General features: G+C 74.2%; 20 protein-coding genes and 3 pseudogenes. 11 read left to right on the top strand and 12 right to left on the bottom strand.

Annotated elements, in window-relative coordinates; genetic code table 11:
• Window positions 1-219: 219 nt before the first annotated feature.
• Window positions 220-900 (bottom strand): annotated as a pseudogene (locus tag ABT245_RS19250) (glycosyltransferase family 2 protein); the annotation flags it as partial.
• 115 nt (window positions 901-1,015) lie between these two features.
• Here ABT245_RS19250 and ABT245_RS19245 point away from each other — a divergent pair.
• On the top strand, window positions 1,016-1,765 hold the full coding sequence (locus tag ABT245_RS19245) for a response regulator transcription factor (RefSeq protein ID WP_351735053.1): 750 nt from the start codon (window positions 1,016-1,018) through the stop codon (window positions 1,763-1,765).
• Window positions 1,762-2,874: a sensor histidine kinase gene (locus ABT245_RS19240; RefSeq protein WP_351735051.1), complete on the top strand. Its 1,113-nt coding sequence runs from the start codon at window positions 1,762-1,764 to the stop codon at window positions 2,872-2,874. The genes ABT245_RS19245 and ABT245_RS19240 overlap by 4 nt, the downstream gene beginning before the upstream one ends.
• Before the next feature lie 27 nt (window positions 2,875-2,901).
• On the opposite strand, the gene ABT245_RS19235 is transcribed toward ABT245_RS19240, so the two are convergent.
• Complete coding sequence (locus ABT245_RS19235; protein ID WP_351735049.1) at window positions 2,902-3,903, bottom strand: NAD-dependent epimerase/dehydratase family protein; 1,002 nt, start codon at window positions 3,901-3,903, stop codon at window positions 2,902-2,904.
• A gap of 284 nt (window positions 3,904-4,187) precedes the next feature.
• Here ABT245_RS19235 and ABT245_RS19230 point away from each other — a divergent pair, with 284 nt between their 5' ends.
• Window positions 4,188-4,310: a hypothetical protein gene (locus ABT245_RS19230; RefSeq protein WP_351735047.1), complete on the top strand. Its 123-nt coding sequence runs from the start codon at window positions 4,188-4,190 to the stop codon at window positions 4,308-4,310.
• A gap of 160 nt (window positions 4,311-4,470) precedes the next feature.
• On the top strand, window positions 4,471-4,959 hold the full coding sequence (locus ABT245_RS19225) for a fluoride efflux transporter FluC (RefSeq protein WP_351735045.1): 489 nt from the start codon (window positions 4,471-4,473) through the stop codon (window positions 4,957-4,959).
• On the opposite strand, the gene ABT245_RS19220 is transcribed toward ABT245_RS19225, so the two are convergent.
• Window positions 4,933-5,127, bottom strand: a complete 195-nt coding sequence (locus tag ABT245_RS19220) for a hypothetical protein (RefSeq protein ID WP_351735043.1) — start codon at window positions 5,125-5,127, stop codon at window positions 4,933-4,935. The two genes, ABT245_RS19225 and ABT245_RS19220, sit on opposite strands and share 27 nt — an antisense overlap.
• Here ABT245_RS19220 and crcB point away from each other — a divergent pair.
• Window positions 5,126-5,500 carry a fluoride efflux transporter CrcB gene (gene crcB / locus ABT245_RS19215; protein WP_351735041.1) on the top strand — a complete coding sequence of 125 codons (375 nt, stop codon included), beginning with the start codon at window positions 5,126-5,128 and terminating at the stop codon, window positions 5,498-5,500. The genes ABT245_RS19220 and crcB overlap by 2 nt on opposite strands.
• Before the next feature lie 19 nt (window positions 5,501-5,519).
• Here the strand turns inward: crcB and ABT245_RS19210 are convergent, their stop codons facing one another.
• From ABT245_RS19210 to ABT245_RS19195, 4 genes are all read right to left on the bottom strand, one after another.
• A complete protein-coding gene (locus ABT245_RS19210; protein WP_351735039.1) occupies window positions 5,520-6,017 on the bottom strand; it encodes a universal stress protein in 498 nt (165 codons plus the stop codon).
• A 36-nt stretch (window positions 6,018-6,053) separates the two neighbouring features.
• Entirely contained in the window at window positions 6,054-7,283 is a 1,230-nt protein-coding gene (locus ABT245_RS19205; RefSeq protein WP_351735037.1) for an SLC13 family permease, read from the bottom strand.
• 166 nt (window positions 7,284-7,449) lie between these two features.
• A complete protein-coding gene (locus ABT245_RS19200) occupies window positions 7,450-7,905 on the bottom strand; it encodes a MarR family winged helix-turn-helix transcriptional regulator (RefSeq protein ID WP_351735035.1) in 456 nt (151 codons plus the stop codon).
• 654 nt (window positions 7,906-8,559) lie between these two features.
• Window positions 8,560-9,117: an NAD(P)H-dependent oxidoreductase gene (locus ABT245_RS19195; protein WP_351735033.1), complete on the bottom strand. Its 558-nt coding sequence runs from the start codon at window positions 9,115-9,117 to the stop codon at window positions 8,560-8,562.
• A gap of 115 nt (window positions 9,118-9,232) precedes the next feature.
• Between ABT245_RS19195 and ABT245_RS19190 the strand changes: the two are divergent.
• Window positions 9,233-9,883, top strand: a pseudogene (locus ABT245_RS19190) (TetR/AcrR family transcriptional regulator); the annotation flags it as partial.
• Window positions 9,884-10,806: 923 nt separating this feature from the next.
• Here ABT245_RS19190 and trxA read toward each other — a convergent pair.
• Window positions 10,807-11,187 carry a thioredoxin gene (trxA, locus tag ABT245_RS19185; protein WP_351735031.1) on the bottom strand — a complete coding sequence of 127 codons (381 nt, stop codon included), beginning with the start codon at window positions 11,185-11,187 and terminating at the stop codon, window positions 10,807-10,809.
• Between the two features lie 140 nt (window positions 11,188-11,327).
• Between trxA and ABT245_RS19180 the strand changes: the two genes are divergently transcribed.
• A complete protein-coding gene (locus tag ABT245_RS19180) occupies window positions 11,328-12,755 on the top strand; it encodes a dihydrolipoyl dehydrogenase family protein (RefSeq protein WP_351735029.1) in 1,428 nt (475 codons plus the stop codon).
• An 81-nt stretch (window positions 12,756-12,836) separates the two neighbouring features.
• On the opposite strand, the gene ABT245_RS19175 is transcribed toward ABT245_RS19180, so the two are convergent.
• Window positions 12,837-13,481: a peptide deformylase gene (locus ABT245_RS19175; protein ID WP_351735027.1), complete on the bottom strand. Its 645-nt coding sequence runs from the start codon at window positions 13,479-13,481 to the stop codon at window positions 12,837-12,839.
• A 154-nt stretch (window positions 13,482-13,635) separates the two neighbouring features.
• Here ABT245_RS19175 and ABT245_RS19170 point away from each other — a divergent pair, with 154 nt between their 5' ends.
• The gene (locus ABT245_RS19170) at window positions 13,636-13,857 is read left to right on the top strand and encodes a hypothetical protein (RefSeq protein ID WP_502982150.1); all 222 of its coding nucleotides are present in this window, start codon (window positions 13,636-13,638) and stop codon (window positions 13,855-13,857) included.
• 987 nt (window positions 13,858-14,844) lie between these two features.
• Here ABT245_RS19170 and ABT245_RS19165 read toward each other — a convergent pair.
• The 3 genes and pseudogenes from ABT245_RS19165 to ABT245_RS19155 all read right to left on the bottom strand — a co-directional run bounded on the left by ABT245_RS19165 (window position 14,845) and on the right by ABT245_RS19155 (window position 16,780).
• Window positions 14,845-15,192, bottom strand: a complete 348-nt coding sequence (locus ABT245_RS19165; protein ID WP_351735024.1) for a tetratricopeptide repeat protein — start codon at window positions 15,190-15,192, stop codon at window positions 14,845-14,847.
• Between the two features lie 146 nt (window positions 15,193-15,338).
• Window positions 15,339-16,475: pseudogene (locus ABT245_RS19160) on the bottom strand (ABC transporter permease).
• Between the two features lie 80 nt (window positions 16,476-16,555).
• Complete coding sequence (locus tag ABT245_RS19155) at window positions 16,556-16,780, bottom strand: hypothetical protein (protein ID WP_351735022.1); 225 nt, start codon at window positions 16,778-16,780, stop codon at window positions 16,556-16,558.
• 257 nt (window positions 16,781-17,037) lie between these two features.
• On the opposite strand from ABT245_RS19155, the gene ABT245_RS19150 reads away from it, so the two are divergent.
• The 3 genes from ABT245_RS19150 (at window position 17,038) to ABT245_RS19140 (ending at window position 19,613) form a co-directional block, all read left to right on the top strand.
• Window positions 17,038-18,261 carry an acyl-CoA dehydrogenase family protein gene (locus ABT245_RS19150; protein WP_351735020.1) on the top strand — a complete coding sequence of 408 codons (1,224 nt, stop codon included), beginning with the start codon at window positions 17,038-17,040 and terminating at the stop codon, window positions 18,259-18,261.
• Between the two features lie 53 nt (window positions 18,262-18,314).
• Complete coding sequence (locus ABT245_RS19145) at window positions 18,315-18,773, top strand: RrF2 family transcriptional regulator (RefSeq protein ID WP_351735018.1); 459 nt, start codon at window positions 18,315-18,317, stop codon at window positions 18,771-18,773.
• A gap of 474 nt (window positions 18,774-19,247) precedes the next feature.
• Window positions 19,248-19,613 (top strand): cupin domain-containing protein, encoded by a 366-nt coding sequence (locus tag ABT245_RS19140; RefSeq protein WP_351735016.1) that lies wholly within the window; start codon window positions 19,248-19,250, stop codon window positions 19,611-19,613.
• The last annotated feature ends 141 nt before the right edge of the window (window positions 19,614-19,754 follow it).

The following is a 19,754-nucleotide window of genomic DNA, read 5'->3' as shown; positions in this document are numbered from 1 at the left end:
TTCCGCGGTGGGTGCGCCGCTTCCCTTGACGGGTGCGCCATCTTCCGCGGTGGGTGCGCCGCTTCCCTTGACGGGTGCGCCATCTTCCGCGGTGGGCGCGCCACTTCCCTTGACGGGTGCGCCGCCGCTCGCGGTCGACGTGCCGCCACTGGCGGTCGACGTGCCGCCACTCGCGGTCGGCGTGCCACTTGCCGCGGCGGGCGTGCCGTCTTCCGTCGAGGGTGTGGTGAGTACCTGCCTCATGTCCTGGACCGTCTGCCAGGTGCCGTGCCAGGTGCCGGTCACCTTTGAGGTGCCGGTGCGCGGTAGATAGGGGACGTCGTGTTCGGTGACGCGCCAGCCCGCGTCGGCCGCCCGCACCACCATCTCCAGCGGATAGCCGCTGCGCCGGTCGGTGAGGCCGAGGGCGAGCAGCGGCTCGCGCCGGGCGGCGCGCAGCGGGCCGAGGTCGTGCAGGCGCAGCCCGGTGCGGCGGCGCAGCAGCCGGGCCAGGACCAGGTTGCCGACGCGGGCGTGGGCCGGCCAGGCGCCCCGGCCGTGCGCCCGCCGCCGGCCGAGCACCAGATCGGCCGTGCCCGCGCGGACCTCGCGGACGAACGGCATCAGCAGCGCGGGGTCCAGCGAGCCGTCGCAGTCGCAGAAGCAGACGATGTCGGCGGTGGCGGCGGTCAGTCCGGCGTGGCAGGCGGCGCCGAAGCCGCGCCGCGGCTCGTGGACGACGGTCGCGCCGAGGCCGCGGGCCACCTCGGCGGAGCCGTCGGTCGAGCCGTTGTCGACGACGAGGGCGCGCCAGCCGGGCGGCACCCGGCCGATCACCCAGGGCAGGGCCGCGGCCTCGTCCAGGCAAGGCAGGACCACATCGACCGCCGGGGTCGGGGGAGAGAGCGTCACGGCTTTCACCCTACGGGTGCAAAAAGGGCATACCGGGCTTCCGTTCCTTACGAAACACGGACGCCGCGCCCGGCACCGGGACCGGGCGGCGACGGGCGCACGGACCCGGTGCGAGGCTGGACGCATGCAGCAGCCCCACCGGCCCGACGACGCCGCCCCCGCCGCCCCGCCCCGCCCCGGCGGCGCCCGGGTCCTGGTCGTCGAGGACGACCCCACCGTCGCCGAGGTCGTCTGCGGCTATCTGGACCGCGCCGGATACGCCGTGGACCGGGCCGGGGACGGCCCGACGGCGCTGACCCGGGCGGCCGCCCACTGGCCCGATCTGGTCGTCCTGGACCTGATGCTGCCCGGCATGGACGGCCTTGAGGTCTGCCGCCGGCTGCGCGGCCGGGCGTCCGTGCCGGTCATCATGCTCACCGCACGCGGCGACGAGGACGACCGCGTCCTGGGCCTGGAGATCGGCGCCGACGACTACGTCACCAAACCCTTCAGCCCCCGCGAACTCGTGCTGCGCGTCGAGTCGGTGCTGCGCCGCACCCGGCCCCGCTCCGACCTGCGGCCGCTGGCCGCGGCGGGCCTCACCGTCGACCGTGCCGCGCGGCGCGCCGCCAAGGGCGGCGACGAACTCGCCCTGACCCTGCGCGAGTTCGACCTGCTGGCCTTCTTCCTGTGCCATCCGGGGCGGGCGTTCAGCCGGGCGGACCTGATGCGCGAGGTGTGGGGCTGGGACTTCGGCGACCTGTCCACCGTCACCGTGCACGTGCGCCGCCTGCGCGGCAAGGTCGAGGACGACCCGGCCCGGCCGCGGCTGATCCGGACCGTGTGGGGCGTGGGCTACCGGTTCGACCCCGAAGGGCGGGCCGAGCGGCCGTGACCGACATCCTCCTCATCGCCCTGTACGCGTTCCTCGGCGCCGCCGCCACGGGGCTCGCCGGAGCGGGTGTGCTGCGGCTCGTCCGGCGGCGCTCGCTGACCGCGTCGCTCGCCGTGGTCGCCGCCGTCGCCGTGGCCGCGATGCTCGCGGGCACGCTCACCGTCGCCTGGGCGATGTTCCTGTCGCCGCACGACCTGAGCGTGGTGACCACGGTCGTCGCGATGGCCGCCGTGGTCTCCCTGGCCACCGCACTGCTGCTGGGCCGCTGGGTCGTCGACCGCAGCCGCGCACTGGCCCGCGCCGCCCGCTCCTTCGGCGACGGCGGCGACTTCGCCGCCCCCGCGGGCCCGGCCACCGCCGAACTCGACCAGCTCAGCCGCGAGTTGGCCGCCACCAGCGCCCGGCTGGCCCGGTCCCGTGAGCGGGAACGCGCCCTGGAGTCGTCCCGGCGTGAACTGGTCGCCTGGATCTCGCACGACCTGCGCACCCCGCTGGCCGGGCTGCGCGCCATGGCGGAGGCCCTGGAGGACGGGGTGGCCGCCGACCCCGACCGCTATCTCCGGCAGATCCGCACCGAGGTCGAACGCCTCAACGACATGGTGGGCGACCTGTTCGAACTCTCCCGGATCCACGCCGGCGCGCTCGCCCTGGCCACGTCCCGGATGTCCCTGTACGACCTGGTCGGCGACGCCCTCGCGGGCGCGGACCCACTGGCCCGCGAGCACGGCGTACGACTCGTCGGCGACCGCGTGGAGCCCGTGCCGGTCGAGGTGGACGGCAAGGAGATGAGCCGGGTGCTCGGCAACCTCCTCGTCAACGCGATCCGCCGCACCCCCGCCGACGGCACGGTCGCGGTGGCCGCCGAACGCTCGCCCGACGGCGCGGTGCTGTCCGTGACCGACGGCTGCGGCGGCATCCCCGAGGAGGACCTGGCGCGCGTCTTCGACACCGGCTGGCGCGGTACCCACGCCCGGACCCCGCCCGCGGGCGCGGGGCTCGGCCTCGCGATCGTCCGCGGCATCGTGGAGGCCCACCGGGGGCGCGCGTGTGTGCGCAACATCCCCGGCGGCTGCCGCTTCGAGGTGACGCTGCCCGTACCGGAGGGCTGACCCCGGCCGGCCCTGCCCTCCGCGCCCTCACACGGCGCGCAGCGGCTCGCTCGCGAACCGCCGCATCCCCGCCCGGAATCCGACCCGTGGCCGCCAGCCCAGCTCGGCCCGCAGCCGCGAGGAGTCGGCCGTGATGTGCCGCACGTCGCCCAGCCGGTACTCCCCGGTCACCACGGGCGGCGGACCGCCGTGCGCCGCCGCCAGTTCGGCCGCCATCTCCCCGACGGTGTGCGGCTCGCCGCTGCCCGTGTTGTAGACGGTCAGCGCCCCGGGCGCCGAACCGGCCTCCAGGGCCAGCACGTTGGCCGCGGCGACATCCCGCACATGCACGAAGTCCCGCCGCTGGCGCCCGTCCTCGAACACCCGGGGAGGCTCGCCCCGGGCGAGCGCCGACCGGAAGAAGGACGCGACCCCCGCGTACGGGGTGTCGCGGGGCATCTGCGGCCCGTACACATTGTGATAGCGCAGCGACACCGTCGCCCCGCCCGTCGCCCGCGCCCAGGCCCCCGCCAGATGCTCCTGGGCCAGCTTGGTCGCCGCGTACACAGTGCGCGGGTCCGTCGGCGCGTCCTCGCCGACCAGCCCCGGGGCCACCTCGGCACCGCACACCGGGCAGCGCGGTTCGAAGCGCCCGGCGGCCAGATCGGCGACGGCCCGCGGGCCGGGCCGCACCACCCCGTGCCGGCGGCACGCGTAGCGGCCCTCCCCGTACACCACCATCGACCCGGCCAGCACCAGGCGCCGCACGCCCGCCTCGGCCATCGCGGCGAGCAGCACGGCCGTACCGAGGTCGTTGCGGGAGACGTAGTGCGGTGCGTCCGCGAAGCCGGTGCCGAGGCCCACCATGGCCGCCTGGTGGCAGACGGCGTCGATCCCGGCGAGGGCGCGGCCGACCGCATCCCGGTCCCGTACGTCCGCGCCCGCCTCCGCGCGTACGTCGAACACCGACGGTTCGTGCCCGCGCTCCGTCAGCGCATCGACCACATGGGACCCGATGAACCCGGCGCCGCCGGTGACCAGTACACGCATGCGCCCACGCTAGGCCCGCACCCCGTACGCCCCAGGTCCCCGCGCCCGCCACGTCACACCTCCGTAAGCCGCCGCAGGCCGGGGGAGGACGCGTGAGGACAGGACCGCCGGGGGAGCCGGTTGCCGGGGCTCGGCAGGGTGGGGGTCGAGGGGCTGCCGGGGTGAGGACTGGACCGCGGGTCCGCCGCCGACGACGCTGCACCCATGGTCAGCGTCAGCCACACCGTGGTCGTGGAGCCCGTCCCGCGGGCCCGGCGCGCCGCCGGGCCGAAGGAGGAGCAGCCATGATCCCGTTCCTGGTCCCGCTCGCCGGTGCCGTGCTCATCGTGGTGTTCCGCACGGCCGTGCTGGTCCGCCGCGACCGGCGGCGGGCCCGTGCGCTGCGGCTGCCGCCCGACCGCGAGTGACCGGCGCACCGCGTTATGCTGGGGACTTCGCTGCGGCCCCGGCCCAGCGCGGCGGTGGGGCTCGCCGTACCCGAACCGCGGCACCGGTGCCGCCAACGGTCCCTGCTTGCAACGGTGTGCGCCCGCGTGCGCGGGCCCCGGCGAGTAGGAGAGAGCACGCATGACGGCCCCGGACTCCAGGACGGCGCAGCGGCTCCCGCGTTCCGACACCGCACCGCGCACCCCCGCCCGACGACCACCCGGCCCGGGGCAGGCGCCGGTCGTGGCGGTGGTGGCGCTCGGCGGCGGGATCGGCGCGGCGGCACGGTACGGCGCCGCCCTGCTGTGGCCCACCGCCCCGGACGCCTTTCCGTGGACGGTCCTGTGGGTCAACACGGCCGGCTGCGCGGTGATCGGCGCCTTCATGGTGATCATCGGCGAGGCGCGGGCGGTCCATCGGCTGGTGCGGCCTTTCTTCGGCACGGGAGTGCTCGGCGGCTTCACGACCTTCTCCACCTACGCCGTGGACATCCAGCGGCTGGTGGCCGAGGGGCGTCCGCGCACCGCGCTGGCCTATCTGGCCGCGACGCTGGCGGCGGCGCTCACTGCGGTCTGGCTCGCGGCGACGGCGACCGGCCGGGCGCTACGGGCGAGCCGGGGCGGGCGATGACGGCCACGACGGCGAGAACGTCGGCGAGAACGACGGCAAGAACGACGGCAGGAACGACGGCAGGAACGACGGCAGGAACGACGGCAGGAACGACGGCAGGAACGACGGCAGGAACGACGGCAGGAACGACGGCAGGAACGACGGCGCAGTGATGACGGAACAGGGCATGAACTGGCTGCTGGTCGTGGCCGGCGCGATGGTCGGTGCCCCGCTGCGCTACCTCACCGACCGGGCCGTGCAGCGGCGGCACGACACCGGCTTCCCCTGGGGCACGTTCACCGTGAACGTGGCCGGCTGTCTCGTCCTCGGCCTGCTGGCCGGGGCCGCGACGGCCGGGGCCGCCCCGGACCGGCTGCAGTTGGCGCTGGGCACCGGTCTGTGCGGGGCGCTCACGACGTACTCGACGTTCTCCTACGAGACGCTGCGGCTGGCGCAGGACGGGGCGCGGTTCCTCGCCGCCGCCAACGCGGCGGCGAGCGTGGTGGCGGGCCTGGGCGCGGCGTTCACCGGTGCCGCCTGCGCCACGGCACTGTGGGGCTGACGGCCGCCCGGACGGTTGCTCAAGGACGGCGGCCCGGGTGCGGCGGAGGCGGCGGGAGCGGGGTGCGCGGGGCCTCGCCGGGCCAGACCAGCAGGACCGGGCACGGGGCGTGGTCGACGACGAACCGGGCGGCCGGACCGAGGCTGCGCGGGCCGAGCCGTCCCGGGTCGCCGTCGCGGGCGCAGACCAGCAGACCGGCGTCCCGTGCCGCGGCGACGACCTCCCGCTCCACACGGCCGCCGCGCTCCACGAACGTGCACGGGCGGCCCAGCCGGTCGGCGGCGGCCCGCAGCAAGTCCCGGCCGCAGGCCGCCGCCATCCGCTCCAGGCTGGTGCCCGGGTCGCGTTCGGGGTGCCCACGGCCGAGCAGCCCGGCGAACGCGCCGTGCGCGGTCTCGGCGAGGGTGTCGTCGCGGACGTACAGCAGCGCGATCTCCTCGCCGGGCGCGGCCCGGGCGCGCGCCGCGTCGACGCAGGCGGGCCAGCTGCCCTCGACGATCCAGACGATGACGCTCATCGGCGGCTCCGGCGGCGGTCGGTGGCGGTGGCGCGGTCAGGTCCCCACGAGGTGCAGCATCCCCCACAGGGCCAGGGTGGAGGCAAGCAGCGTGGCCGGAACGGTCACCACGCCGAGCCGGGTGAAGGAGCCGAGTTCGGACCGGGCGTCGTGGGCGTGCAGGACGCGCCGCCACAGCAGGGTGGCGAGCGAGCCCACATAGGTCAGGTTGGGGCCGAGGTTGACGCCGATCAGCACCGCGAGGACCGGTCCGGCACCGCCCGGCCGCACCAGGGGCAGCAGCGCCAGCACCGCGGGCAGATTGTTGATCACATTGGCGAGCAGTGCCGCCACGGCCGCGACGCCGAGCAGCGCGGGCAGCGAGGTGCCGCCGGGCAGCAGCCGGCCGAGCCCGGCGTCCAGTCCGTTGTCGACTACCGCCTTCACCACGATGCCCAGGGCGAGCACGAACAGGCAGAACATCGGGGCCGCCGCGGCGGCCAGTCGGCGCGGCCCGGTCCGGCGCTGCCACAGCGCCCGCGCGCCGAGCACCAGCACCCCGGCGAGCGCCGCCCAGGCGGGTTCGAGCCCCGCGAACGACGTCACCACGAAGCCGCCCAGCGTCAGGGCCACCACGACCAGCGTGAACACCGGCACGCCCGGCCCGCCGTCCGACGGTGGGCCGGGCGTCGGGGGCACGGCCAGGTCGGCGCGGAAGAAGCCGCGGAAGACGGCGTACTCGATCGTGACGGCGGCGAGCCAGGGAAGCGCCATCAGCGCCGCGAACCGGGTGAAGGACAGCCCGCTGGCCGCGAATGCCAGCAGGTTCGTCAGATTCGACATCGGCAGCAGCAGGGAGGCGGAGTTGGCCAGGTGGGCGGTCGCGTAGACATGCGGGCGGGCCCGCGCGCCGACCCGGGCGGCGGTGGCGAACACCACGGGCGTCAGCAGGACGACGGTCGCGTCCAGGCTGAGCACGGCCGTGACCGCCGCGGCGACCGTGAACACCCCGGTGAGCAGCCGCCGCGGGCTGCCGCCGCACCAGCGGGCGACGGCGGCCCCGGCCGCCTCGAACAGGCCCTCGTCCGCGCACAGTTGGGCGAGCATCAGGATCAGCGCGAGGAACACGACCACCGGCAGCAGGGCTCGCGTCTGCCGCCAGGCGTCCGCGGCGGACACGGCGCCCAGCGCCACGACGATCACCGCCGCCGGGACGGCCGCGGTGGCTTCCGGCAGCCCGCGGGGCCGTACGACGGCGAAGGCCAGCACGCCCAGCAGCAGGACCACCGGGACGGCCTCGGCGACGACGGTGTGGGTACTCAGGTGCGTTTCCTCCCACGACGGGGCACCGGCAGGCCCGCCGGTGACCGGTTCCGCTTAAGGGTCGCACCCCGGGCCGGCGACTTCGGTCAGACCTCCGAGCGGGTTCCCGCCCCGCGGGCGGCGGCGCGCGCTACGGGCGGGGCCAGGGCCTGCCGCCGATGCGTTCGATGCCGGAGTTGAAACGCTTGAGATAGCCGGCGAAGGCGGCGATGTCCTCGTCCGACCAGTCCGCCATGACCAGGTCCAGGCTGCGCACGATGCCCTCGCGTTCCTCCTCCAGCAGGCGCTCCCCCTGGTCGGTGATGCGGAACTTGCGCGCCATGCCGCCGGCCGGGTCGGGGATGCGTTCCACCAGGCCGGCTCGCATGGCCGCGGCGGTCTGCCGGTTGAGCGTGGAGGCGTCGAGCCCGAAGGCGTCGCTCAGCTCCCCGATCGACATCGGCCCCTGGACGCGGATGCGGCTGAGCAGGATGTACGCGCTGCGTTCCAGGACGCTGTCCTTGCGCCGGCCGCCCATCTGGTTCATGAACGTGTGGCGGCTGAGCAGCATCTGCTCGTACTCGACCTCGTGCGTCGGCCTGATCATATGCCTGAGCCTCCCAACCCGTGCGACCGTCCCGCTGTATGTCCCCGCGTACGGCCGTTTCATCCTGGCACAGGTACATGTATGGGCCACATTACATGCGTGGTGCATAGGGAATGTAAGGTGCACGTCCTTCGCGGGGGCGGATCGGCGCGGCGAGCGGCTGTTCACCGAGGTGATGGCCGGGAGGACCTGCGCGGCGGGACGCCTCCGCCGTACGTCCGCGTCGATGAGGGCATGCGTCGGGGTGTACGGGCGCCCCCGAGGCCGTGGAGGGAGCTGGACGTGAGCAGCGTCGCCACGCCCGCACCGGCGCGGGCCCTGCCGCTCGGAGGACGCAGGCGATCGCGCTCGGCGCGGCGGACAGCGCGGGTGTCATGTCGCGCGGGGGCGCGCCCGGTCTCGCCGTCGCGGCGACGGCGTACCGCGCGGCGCCGGCGATGGACGCGGGTGGCACCCGGTGCGCGGTGACCGGGCGGGGTGGTCGGTGCGCCGGGTGGTCGTTCGCCGGACTGCCGGGGCCGCGCGCGGGGCGGGCTCCGGCGTCGGGGAACGTGGAGGGGGGGGGGCCCCCGGGGGGGTGCGGGCCCCCCCCCGCTGGGGGGCGGGGGGGGGGGCCCCCCCCGGGGGGGGGCCCCCCCCCCCTCCGGGATGGCGTCAGGCGGCTGCGCCCACGTTGCCGTGCAGGCGGCCGACGACCTCGGTCAGCTGGGCGGCGACCTCGGTGTCGTCGGAGGGGTGGGTCTCGGCGAAGCGGGTCACCGAGCCGGGGATGGACAGCTTGATGTCCTCGATGACCTTGCCACCTGCGATGCCCACGGCCTTGCGGGCCTCGTCCTGGGCCCACACGCCGCCGTACTGGCCGAAGGCGGTGCCGATCACGGCGACCGGCTTGCCGCCGAAGCCGCCGGCCCCGTACGGGCGGGACAGCCAGTCGATGGCGTTCTTCAGTACGGCCGGGATGGTGCCGTTGTACTCGGGCGAGAAGAGCAGGAACGCGTCGGCGGCCCGGGCCGCCTCACGCAGCTTGGCGGCGGCGGCCGGGACGCTGCCCTCGACGTCGATGTCCTCGTTGTAGAAGGGGATGTCGGCCAGCCCCTCGAACACCGTGACCTCGGCGCCCTCGGGCGCGACCTTCACGGCGGCCTCGGCCAGCTGCCGGTTGGTGGAACCGGCGCGGAGGCTGCCGACGAGGGCGAGGATGCGAACAGACATGGGAACTCCAGGGGCTGAAACATTGTCGTTACGAACCGGACCAAGGTCCGTTTAAAGTTGTAGCAGTCTAACCGGACCGCGGTCCAGTTTCTTCCGTGTGCTTTACGCTGTGTTCATGTCCAGCGCCCCGCCGCCTCTTACGCCATCCCCGGAGCCGGTCGACATGCCGCTCCTCGAAGTCGGTTCGGTGGACGACGAACCCTGTCTGCGCGCCGACGCCGCCCGCAACCGCGCCCGGCTGCTGGAGGCCGCGGCCCACCTGGTCCGGGAGCAGGGCGCCGCGCACCTCACGATGGAGGCGGTCGCCGCGGCGGCCTCGGTCGGCAAGGGCACCGTCTTCCGTCGCTTCGGCGACCGCACGGGCCTGCTGACGGCCCTGCTGGACCACGCGGAGAGAAAGTTCCAGGCCGCGTTCATGAGCGGCCCCCCGCCGCTGGGCCCCGGCGCCGGACCGGTGGAGCGGCTGGGCGCGTTCGGTGTCGCCCTGCTGCACCGCATGGGCGACGAACTGGAACTCCAACTGGCCGCAGAACCCCACCCGGAGCGCCGCTTCTCGGCGGCGCCGCGCCGCGTCCAGCACAGCCATGTGGTCCTGCTGCTGCGCCAGGCCGTGCCCGCGGCGGACTGCGAGCTGCTGGCGCAGACCCTGATGGGCTATCTGAGCCCCGTCCTGGTCCACCACCTCACCCGGCAGTGCGGCATGCCGCTGGAGCGGCTTGAGGCGGGCTGGCTCGACCTGGTCGCCCGGGTGACCCGCACCGAACCCCGCCCGGCGAGCGCGGTGCGCCCGTGGGCGGCGAACCCGTGCACCAGCCCCTGCGGGACGGCGCCGGATGCCGACCCGGCCCCGGACGGCCCGGCGCACGGAACCGGCTGCTCCGCGTAGCCGGACAGAGCGGCCGCCGACATCGCCCGGCCGCACGTCGAGCCCGAGGCCCGGCTCGGCCCGTGGCAGCGCCGGGCTGTACGGCGACGAAGCCCCCGGGACCGGGCCGAGCTGCGGCCGGTCGCTGTCCCGGAGCCCGGCTCGGGGCCCGGCCCCGGGGCGTCGTGCTCCTCGAACGGGCCGGCGCACGGGCCCTGTTCACCGTGGCCCCGAGCGCGTCGAGAGGGCGCATGCCGTGCCGATGGAGCACGACGGCGTCGGGCACCGCGCCGACGCCCCCCCGTACGCCCGCGGCCGACGCCCCCCCCGTACGCCCGCGGCCGACGCATCGGCGTCGTCGTCCCCGCGGCGCCCGGCCTCGGGTGCTTCTCGCGTGCTTCTCGCGGCCGAGGCTCGCGGGCGGGCCCCTTCGCCCCGGAGGGCCCGCCCGCCTCAGCCCGTCGTACCCGTCGTCGTACGCGAACACCACGTCCAGGCCCAACCGGCGTCCGCGCGCGATCAGTTCGGCGGCGGCCCGCTCGTCGTGGGCGAGTGGCAGCTCGGTCACCTCGGCGTCTGTGGTGCGCAGCGACACGCATCCCCGAGGACTCCGCCGTGATCGGCGCCGACGCCCTGATGCCCGGCCGGCTGCCGCGGCTCGGCACCGTCCCCATCGGGCTGTCGACGGGGCGGGGCCTCGCCGGCCTGATCGACCGCGCCGTACCCGACCCCGGCCTCGCACCGCAGAGGCACCGGGCGCTCGGGTACGTCGGTGATGGGGTCCGGTCGACCGGGGCCCGCGGGTCCTCAGGGGCGGTTCGGGCTCACTCGCCCTGGGCGTTCGACGCCTGCGTGTCGATGCTCTTGCGGACCTCGTCCATGTCAAGCCTGCGGGCCTGCCCGATGACGTCCGTCAGAGCGGCCTCCGGCAGCGCGCCCGGCTGGGCGAAGACGGCGACCTGATCACGCACGATCATCAGCGTCGGGATCGACTGGATGCCGAAGGCCGCGGCCAGCTCCGGCTGCGCCTCGGTGTCCACCTTGCCGAACACCAGATCCGGGTTCTCCTCGGCCGCCTTCTCGTACACCGGCGCGAACTGACGGCACGGGCCGCACCAGGACGCCCAGAAGTCGATCAGAACGAAGCCGTTCTCCGTGACCGTCTGGTCGAAGTTCTCCTTGGTCAGCTCCACGGTGCTGCTCATGCGTGATTCCCTCTTCCTGGTGTGGGGTCGAGCCGTCTGCGCAACACGGCCACCCGCGTACGTATTCCGGCCGCGTACCCGGGTGGCCACCGGGCACACCCCGTGTGGCCGCCCGGTACACCACCCACCAGACTGTCCCCATGACGGAAACGGAATCCATCCCTTATGACGTCGTGGTGCTCGGGGCCGGGCCCGTGGGGGAGAACGTGGCCGACCGCACCAGGGCGGCCGGGCTGTCCACCGCGATCGTGGAGAGCGAACTGGTCGGCGGCGAATGCTCCTACTGGGCGTGCATGCCCAGCAAGGCCCTGCTGCGCCCGGTCATCGCCCGTGCCGACGCCCGCCGTCTGCCGGGCCTGAGCCAGGCCGTGCAGGGCCCCCTCGACGCGCCCGCGGTCCTCGCCCGCCGCGACGCGTACACCTCGCACTGGAAGGACGACGGCCAGGTCCGGTGGGTCGACGGCATCGGCGCCGACCTGTACCGCGGCCACGGCCGGCTGGCCGGACCCCGCGCGGTCACCGTGACCGGCGCCGACGGCGCCGTACGGACCCTGACCGCCCGGCACGCCGTCGCCGTCTGCACCGGCACCCGCGCCCTGCTGCCCGACCTGCCCGGACTCGCCGATGTGAAACCGTGGACCAGCCGGGAGGCGACCGGCGCGCGGTCCGTGCCCGGCCGGCTGATCGTGGTCGGCGGCGGTGTGGTCGCCACCGAGATGGCCACCGTCTGGCAGGCCCTCGGCTCCCAGGTCACCGTCCTGGTCCGCGGCAAGGGACTGCTGCCCCGCATGGAGCCCTTCGCCGGCGAACTGGTGGCCGAGGCGCTCGCGGACGCCGGCGCCGACATCCGCACCGGCACCTCCGTCGAGTCGGTGACCCGGGAGAACGGCACCGTCGTCGCGGTCACCGCGGCCGGCGACCGCGTCGAGGGCGACGAGATCCTCTTCGCCACCGGCCGCGTCCCGCACACCGACGACATCGGGCTGGACACCGTCGGACTCGAACCCGGATCGTGGCTGCCGGTCGACGACAGCCTCCAGGTCACCGGAACCGACTGGCTGTACGCGGTCGGCGACGTCAACCACCGGGCGCTGCTGACCCACCAGGGCAAGTACCAGGCCCGGATCGCGGGCGCCGCCATCGCCGCCCGGGCCGCGGGAGACCCCGCCCGGGCCGAGCCCTGGGGCCCGCACACGGCCACCGCCGACCACCACGCCGTACCCCAGGTCGTCTTCACCGACCCCGAGGCGGCCGCCGTCGGGCTCTCCCTGGCGGAGGCGGAACAGGCCGGCCACCGGGTGCGGGCCGTCGACGTCGAGTTCTCCTCGGTGGCCGGCGCCGGACTGTACGGCGACGGCTACAAGGGCCGCGCCCGCATGGTCGTCGACCTGGAGGACGAGATCCTGCGCGGGGTCACCTTCGTCGGACCCGGTGTGGGCGAGCTGATCCACTCGGCGACCGTCGCCGTCGCCGGACAGGTCCCGATCAGCCGCCTATGGCACGCCGTGCCGTCGTACCCGACGATCAGCGAGGTGTGGCTGCGCCTGCTGGAGGACTACCGGGGCTGACCGCGCGGCCGTGGCGGCGATCGGAGCCCCGCTCGACGGCCGCCGAACCGCCGTCACGGCGGACGACCGGGCGCCGCCGCCTCAGGGCAGTGCGAAGCCCAGGGCCGCGGCGGCGGCCTCCGGTGTCGGCTGCGTCCACCGCTGGGCCATCTCCGTCTGCGAGGACAGGGAGCGCAGTTCGGCACGGTCGAGGTAGAGGGTGCCGTCGAGGTGGTCCGTTTCGTGCTGCACGATCCGGGCCGGCCACCCGCTGACCAACTCGTCCAGGGCCCGGCCCCGCTCGTCCTCGCCGTGCAGCCGCACCTCGGCGTGCCGGGCCACCACCGCCTGCCACCCCGGCACGCTCAGACAGCCCTCGAAGAAGGCGGCCCGGCTGCCGCCCACCGGCGTGTACGAGGGGTTCACCAGCACCCGGAAGGGCTGCGGCACCCGCCCACGGGCCAGCCGCACCTCGTCCGGCACGGCCGCCGGGTCCTCGACGACCGCGATCCGCAGTCCCACGCCGACCTGCGGCGCGGCGAGCCCGACGCCCGGCGCCGCGTGCATGGTGTGGCGCAGGGCCTCGAAGAACCGGGCGAGCAGCGCGGGCTCCAGCTGTCCGTCGAACGGTTCGGCCGGGCGGCGCAGCACCGGGTCGCCGGCCGCCACGATGGGCAACGGACCGTCGGCGGCGAGGAGTTCCTCGACCCGCTCGGCGAGGGGTGCTCGATCATTGGGAGCTGCCATCGCGCCAGCATGCCACGGCGGGTTCCCCCGTGACCCGGCGGCTCCGCACCCTTATGTGGCGTACATCACTTCAAGACGCGGGAACTTGTCCGCCCGGCGCCCCGACCACCGGACCGTCATCCCTGAGGATCGAGTCCCCCGGAGAAGCCGCCGAATGTCCACCGCTCTCCCGACCACCACGGACGAGGCCACCCGGCCCCCCGTCCCGTCGCCCGCCCCGGGCCGCTGGGCCCCGCTGCGCCCCCTGATACTGCGCCTGCACTTCTACGCCGGTGTGCTCGTCGCCCCGTTCCTGCTGGTCGCCGCCGTGACCCGTGATCTTGCGCGCAAGCCCTGTCCTTCAGGGCGGGGTCAGCGCATCTCTGGTCCGCTCTGACCTCGGCCGTGGGCACGGATCCGCACTGTCGATCCGCACTCACCACCGGGTCAGAGCGGACGACGCTGCTGTTCGATGTACTGCCGGATGATCGACAGAGGCGCACCGCCGCATGCTCCTACCAGGCGGAGAAACTGGTCTACTCCCATGAACTGACGGTCCCGGTCGGCCCGTCAGAACTGCCCGTCTCCCTCGGCGACACGGACACCCTGGCGACTGGGATCTGGGTCGCCCAGCCTGGGCTTGGCGTCGGCTTCGCCGCCGTCTGCTCGTCGTGCGCCCGGTGGCACGGGCCGGCCCGTCCCCGCGGCCGCCGCGCACCGCCGCCGTCTGCGCGGCCGGGCGGTGGGCCGAGTGACGGGGCAATACGCGGCCGAGCGGCGGGCCGGGTGACGGGGCAGTACGCGGCCGGGCGGCGGTCGGTCGAGGGGGCGGCCCGCGCGGGCGGTGACGAGCGGACCGCGGCCCGTGTGCTCGGCGGACCGTGGTGGCCCGCGCGATCGACAAGGCGGCTTCGCGCTTCCGCATTGGCCGGGCGGCGATGCCCTCGCCCGCCAACGCATCAGCGTCCTGTTCGCCATGCTCCGCGACGGCACCTTCTACGAATCTCGGACGCCGAAGAACATCGAACTCGCCGCATAACCCCAGAAACCCCGAACCGCCTCACCCGGCATGGGCGCCTTGACGAAAGACATAGAGGCACCCCCGGCCCCGGCCGCGGCGGGAGCCATACCCCGGCGGACTCGCCGCCCGGCCGGCCCCGTGCCACCGGTGGGCACCACGGTCGGCCTCGCCGCGGCATGCCCCCTCGGGGACGTCCCGGCCAACTCCGCGGTCATCTTGTTCCCGGCCCCCGTACGCGGCGACCACTTGTGCGCCCCGCGCCCCGTGCCCCGCGCCCCGTGCTCACGGCGTGCGGCGCGTCCGTGGCGTGCGGCGGCATGGCGAGGGCCCGGCTCCCGTAGGGAACCGGGCCCTGGGGGAGGCTCAGTCGTCCGTGAAGTCTCCCGCGAGTGCCGAGGCGATCCGCAGGTGCGTCTCCGCCTCGTCGTGCCGCGCCTGCCGCTGGAGCGTGCGGCCCAGCATCAGCCGGGCGTAGTGCTCCACCGGGTCACGCTCCACGATCGCCCGCAACTCGGCCTCCGCACGGCTCAGTTGGGCCGAGTGGTAGTAGGCACGGGCCAGCAGCAGCCGGGGACCGGTCTGCTCCGGCACCTCCTCGACCAGCCCGGCCAGCACGCGCGCCGCGCCCGCGTAGTCCTGGGCGTCGAAGAACTGCCGTCCGCGCTCCCAGCGCTCGGCCGTGGTTCCGTGGTCGTAGTACGTCGTCTCCACTCGTGACCTCCTTCGACGCCCACAACCGAACCCAGTGGTTGAAAATTCCACCACCAGGTGAGGGCGCTACCTGGCCCGGCCGCGCCGCCTGAGCGGGGTCGGCGGCAGCTCGGGGCGGCGAGCGGGGCACCGCACACCCTCGGGCGTCAGCAAAAGGTCAGCATCGGACGCCGAGGAGTCAGCATCACATGGCGGCACGCACACTCGCCCGCGGCATGGGTGCCCTTTTCAAGGACTGCGAACACCCCGAGTCCCGTTGGCCGAAGTGCCTTCACGAGCGAGCGACCGCCGCTCGGCCTTGCTGCCGCCAGCGCGGCGGTGACGTCGACGAGGAAGTTCGTCAGCGCGACGACGACGGCGAAGAGGGCCACGATCCCCTGCACCGCCGGGAAGTCACGTGCCGTCAGATAGTGGGCGAGTTCGTAGCCGAGGCCCTTCCACTCGAAGGTGGTCTCGGTCAGCACGGCCCCGCCGAGCAGCCCCGAGACCTGGAGGCCCAGGACGGTGACGACCGGGATGAGCGCGGGTCGGGTGGCGTGGTGGGTGACCAGGCGCAGGGGGGCCACGCCCCGGGAGCGGGCGGCCTCGACGTAGTCGGCGGAGAGCGAGCCGATCAGGTTCGTGCGGACCAGGCTGAGCAGGGCGCCGGCCACGAGCAGGCCCAGGGCCAGTCCGGGCAGTACGGCGTGCTGGAGCACGTCGGCGATGGCCGTGCCGTCGCCGCTGCGCAGGGCGTCGATCAGTTACACGCCGGTCGTGCTGGTCTGGTTCTGCAGGAAGAGCTGGACACCGGTACTCGCCCGCCCCGAAGAGGGCAGCCACCCGAGCCAGATCGCGAAGACCAGCTTCAGCAGCAGGCCCACGAAGAACACGGGCGTGGCGTAGGTAAGGATCGCGAACAGACGCAGGAGCGCGTCGGGCGCCCGGTCGCGGTAGGTGGCCGCGATCATGCCGAGCGGGACGCCGATGAGCAGGGCCACCGGCAGGGCGTAGCAGGCGAGTTCGACGGTCGCGGCGCCGTACGTGCCCAGCACATGGGTCACCGGCTGGTTGTCGGTGACCGTGCGGCCGAAGTCGCCGGTGGCCAGCGAGCGCAGGTAGTCCAGGTACTGGGTGAACAACGGCCGGTCGTAGCCCGCCTGGTGGAGTTTGGCCTGGAGCTGGTCCGGGGTGAGGCGGTCGCCGAAGGCGGCGCTGATCGGGTCGCCGGTCAGCCGCATCAGGAAGAAGACCAGGCTGACCAGGATCAGCACGGTGGGGATGATGAGGAGGAAGCGGACCACCAGGTAGCGGGTGAACCCGTGCCCGGCGGCGCCGTCGGCCGGGGTGGTGACGGCGCCGGAGGTCTCCTGCGTCAGAGTACTCACTTCTTTGCGAGCCCCGCCCAGCGGAACTGGTACGTCGCGTCCAGCTCGTCCGGCACACCGCTGATGTCGCTGCGCGTGACGATGGCGGTGGAGCCCTGGAGCAGCGGCAGCAGTGGCACTTGAGCGGCTGCCTTGTCCTGCGCCTGCTTCAGCAGCTCGGTCCGCTTCGCGGCGCGGCCGGCGGCGCCCGGGTCGGGGACGACCTCCCGGCCGTCCGCCATCGCGAACTCGCCGTCCGGGAGGGTGTATCAGCCGGAACATGCGAGCTTTCCTAGTTTTCCTATCGGATTACTAGGAAAGCATTGACGGTGGTCGAAGAGGAGAGTGAGGATGATGAAGCCGACGCATCACTGCGCACCGCTGCACTCCCACGCCGCCTCGCCGGGCACCGCGTCGTCCTCGGTCCTCTGAAGGAAGACGCCATGACCACAGCACTGAGCTGTAGCGACAGCCGCAGCCGCATGAAGCGGGTGAGGATATGACGGTGACGGCGGACGAGGTGACAGAAGCGGCAGCCAGGCAGGCCGACTGGCTGCACATAGCCCGTGACATGGCAGACGACCTGGCCACGGACGCGGTCGAGCGCGAACAGGTCGGCAAGGCACCGCTCGACGAGGTGGCGCGGTTGCGCGAGTCGGGACTGCTGACGCTGCCGGCGCCGGCCGAACTCGGGGGAGGCGGTGGCGACTGGCGCACGGCCTACGAGGTCGTCCGGACCGTCGCCGCGGCCGACGGGGCCATCGGCCACCTGCTGGGCAACCACTACTTCCTGTCCTGCAGCGCCCGGTTCTTCGCCGACCGCACCCGTGCCGCCCGCATCGAGCGGGAGTCGACGGCGGGGCAGTGGTGCTGGGGAGGCGGTATCGCCTCCCATGAACCACCACTCATCCTGACCCCCACATCGGGCGGCCATCTGCTCAACGGCTACCAGAGGTACGCCACCGGAGTCGGGATCGCCGACCGGCTGGTGGTTCGAGCCGCCAAGCACGGCACCGGTGAGCCGTTGGCCGTCCTGGTCGACCCCGCCCGCGCGGGCGTCGTGAGCGGCGGCAGCGGGGACGCCTTCGGCCAGCGGCTGGCGGCCAGTGGCGGCGTGGAGTTCGATTCCGTGCCGGTCGCGGCCGACGATGTGCTCGGCTCCCTCTCGCCGGACGAGGGCGTCCTGTCACCCTTCGCCTCTCTGGCGGCGCCGACCGCGCGCCTGGTCTCCGTCCACTTCTGTCTTGGCGTGGCAGAGGGCCTGCTGGCCGAGGTTCGCGAGTACGGAAGGGGCATGAGGTCCCCCTGGCAGCCCTTCTCGCCCCAGCCCTGGCCGGACAGCCCGCCGCAAGATCCGTACGCGCTGACCGTGTACGGCGAGCTGACCGTCGTCGCACGTGCCGCGTCCGCCCTGGCCGAGCAGGCGGTGGATGCCCTGGTGCGCGGCTTCGTGCAGGGCGAGGATCTCGACGACGAGGAGTGCGCCCAGATCGCCGTCCTCGCGAGCGTGGCAGAGTCTGCCGCCTCCCGGGCCGCGCAGGAGATCACCACGCGTGCCCTGGAAGTCATCGGCGCCGAGGCCGCCTCCGCGCGGCAGGGCTTCGACCGCTTCTGGCGCAACGCCCGGACACACACTCTGCGCGAACCGGTCGCCCACAGACTGCGCGAGGTGGGCGACTACTTCCTCAACGGCGCGCACCCACCCTTCGTTCTTCCGGCCTGACCGGGAGGGCGACCGGTGCGGGGGCCGACGCGACGGTGATGGATAATCGCGGCATGCGGATCTCGGCGCGGGCGGACTATGCGGTGCGGGCAGCACTGGAGCTGGCCGCAGCAGGGGGCGAGGCCTCGCTCAAGGCCGAGGCGATCGCCGCGGCGCAGGGCATCCCGCACAAATTCCTGGAGGGCATCCTCGGCGACCTGCGCCGGGGCGGTCTCGTGGTCAGTCAGCGGGGCGGCAAGGGCGGCTACCGGCTGGCCCGCCCGGCGGAGTCGATCGCCATCGCCGACGTCATCCGCGTCGCGGACGGCCCCCTGGTCTCGGTGCGGGGAGTGCGCCCACCCGAGCTCTCCTACTGCGGTCCCGCGGAGTCGCTGCTGCCGCTGTGGATCGCCGTACGCGCCAACGTCCGCAAGATTCTCGGCGAGGTCACCCTGGCCCACGTGGCCGCCGCCAAGCTGCCCGACGAGGTCCTGAGCCTCGCGGACGACCCCGAGGCCTGGACGAATCCGTGACCGCCGTCCGGTGAACGCAACGAGCAGATCTCCGAGATGGACAAGCTCATAGCGAGACGCGGGCGCCGCGCAGACCGTCCTGTCGACGCTCGCAGGTCCGCGTACCGACCCGCTCGCGCGACGTCGACGCCATGACCAGACCGGCGACGACGGTGCGTACGCGACGACGGGGCATACGGCTTCACCGACCTGGACATCGGCCGGTACTCGGTCGTCCTGACGGGCTACCCGCCGCGGGCCACCGGCGTACGCCTCGGCGGCGACACCGAGCACCACGACATCGAACTCGCCCACCCCGGCGCCTGGACCATCCCCTGGCCCGGGGAGCGGGGCCGGTCCGGGTGGCGGCGGTGCGGGGGCGGGAGGACGATGGAGTCGTGGGGCGGTCGCCGTGTGCGCCGACGCCACCCGAGGCCGCCGGGAGACGGAGACCGGCCCCGGCCGCGGTCGGCGGCCGGAAGGGAGGACACCGTCATGCTGGAAGTGAAGACGGTCGACAAGCCCGACGAGCGGCGCGATTTTCCCCGCGGCCATCTCGAAGCCGTCCACCTGAGCGGACTCGACTTCGCCGTGGCCACCTTCGAACCGGGCTGGCGCTGGTCGCAGTCCGTGGCGCCGATCGCGGGCACGGAGAGCTGCATGGTGCACCACAACGGCTTCGTGGTGCGCGGACGGATGCGGCTGCGCATGGACGACGGCGGTGAGGCCGAGGTCGGCCCCGGCGATGTCTTCGTGTGCCCGCCCGGCCACGACGCGTGGGTCGTCGGCGACGAACAGGTGGTGATCCACGACTTCGCCGGCGGCATGGCCCAGACCTACGCGAAGTCCCCGGAGCCGTAGCCGCGGGCGCCGAAGTCCCTGGTCGCCACGTGCGCCGAACGAAGGTCGTACCGATCCAAAGGGACCGACAGATCGTCGCCCGGGTGCCTGAGATGCCCAACCCGCGTGCCCTGGTCGCCGGTAACCGGTGTGCGGCGGCAC

The organism is Streptomyces sp. NPDC001508 (assembly GCF_040298665.1).
Taxonomy (GTDB): Bacteria; Actinomycetota; Actinomycetes; order Streptomycetales; family Streptomycetaceae; genus Streptomyces.
The sequence above is the reverse complement of the archived record's forward strand: the minus strand, read 5'-3'. Positions and strand labels throughout refer to the sequence as shown.